Raw genomic sequence first — 1,242 nt, forward strand, 5'->3', positions numbered from 1 at the left:
ATCCAGGCGGTTCCGGTGTGGAAAGATGGCGTCCATATGTTCTCAGAGCGTTAGAGATGAATGGTTTATCTTCTTCTTTAGTAGATAAGGTGTTAAGACAAATCAAAAGTGAATCCGGAGGAAATCCAAAGGCTATCAATTTATGGGATAGTAATGCTAAAGCTGGCCATCCTTCAAAAGGTTTAATGCAAACTATTGATTCCACCTTTAATGCTTATAAGTTCCCAGGTCACAATAATATATGGAATGGCTTTGACAATTTGTTGGCTGCCTTAAATTATGCAAAGAACCGATATGGTTCTAATTTATCTGGACTTGGCGAGGGACATGGATATAAGACAGGTGGACTTATAAATAAGGCAGGTTTATATAATCTTGTGGAAGATGGTTGGCCGGAATTTGTCATTCCAACAAATCCAAGCAGACGTACTGATGCAATGAAGTTATTAGCATTGGCGGGTAGGACCATTACTGGAAAAAATAAAAGACCGAACCAATTGCCAAATGTAAGTGGTAATGATTACGGTGAAGTCATTGAGAGATTAGAGGAACAAATACTAATAATGCAAGAGCAATTAGTAAACTCCAATAAAGCCATTCAGCTTTTGACGGCTATTCTTTCTAAAGATAATACTGTCCGCATTGGAACCAAAGAAATATATGATGCAAATAAAAAAGAAAAAGATAAGCGAGATAGAACAAGAAATATCTTTAAGGGGGTAGCAACAACGTGACAACCATTATATTCTGTGGGATAGACTTGGAAAAAGAGTTAGGTATAATTGTCAACGAGATTAAAAGACCTGTTACCCCCGAGATTAGCGAGACCGTGCAAGATATTCCAGGAATGGTTGGTAGTTTGTTTCTAGGAAACAATTATGGTCAAAGAGTCTTTGAAATTGACATCACCATAAAAGCCAAATCTGAATCTGAAAAGGTACAAATTATCCACCAGTTAGCAGAGATGGTAATGACTTTTGGTGATGGTGAATTTCCAATGATTTTTGGAGATGAATTAGATTTCACTTATTATGGCCACTTTACCAATATTTCAGTTCCAGAGCGTATTTCCCGAACTCATTGGGCAACATGTACTTTAACCTTCTCTTGCAGCGACCCGAAGGCCTATGGAGAATATGAAAGCTTTAGTATGAATGAAAATCCTATCAATATCACACCAAATGGGACGGCAGAATGCTATCCCATTTTTACTTGCTTACCGAAAAAAGATGTAACAAAAAT

2 protein-coding genes are annotated in these 1,242 nt (G+C 37.4%); both read left to right on the forward strand.

The window, feature by feature from the left end; translation table 11 throughout:
- On the forward strand, nt 1-734 hold a 734-nt coding region (locus tag CWO92_RS24850), incomplete at its 5' end, for a lytic transglycosylase domain-containing protein (protein ID WP_165786797.1).
- Nucleotides 731-1,242: distal tail protein Dit (locus CWO92_RS24855; protein WP_207767834.1), on the forward strand; the 512-nt coding region annotated here is incomplete at its 3' end. The genes CWO92_RS24850 and CWO92_RS24855, both read left to right, overlap by 4 nt.

The sequence above is a fragment of the Heyndrickxia camelliae genome (genome assembly GCF_002844575.1).
GTDB lineage: Bacteria > Bacillota > Bacilli > Bacillales > Bacillaceae_C > Margalitia > Margalitia camelliae.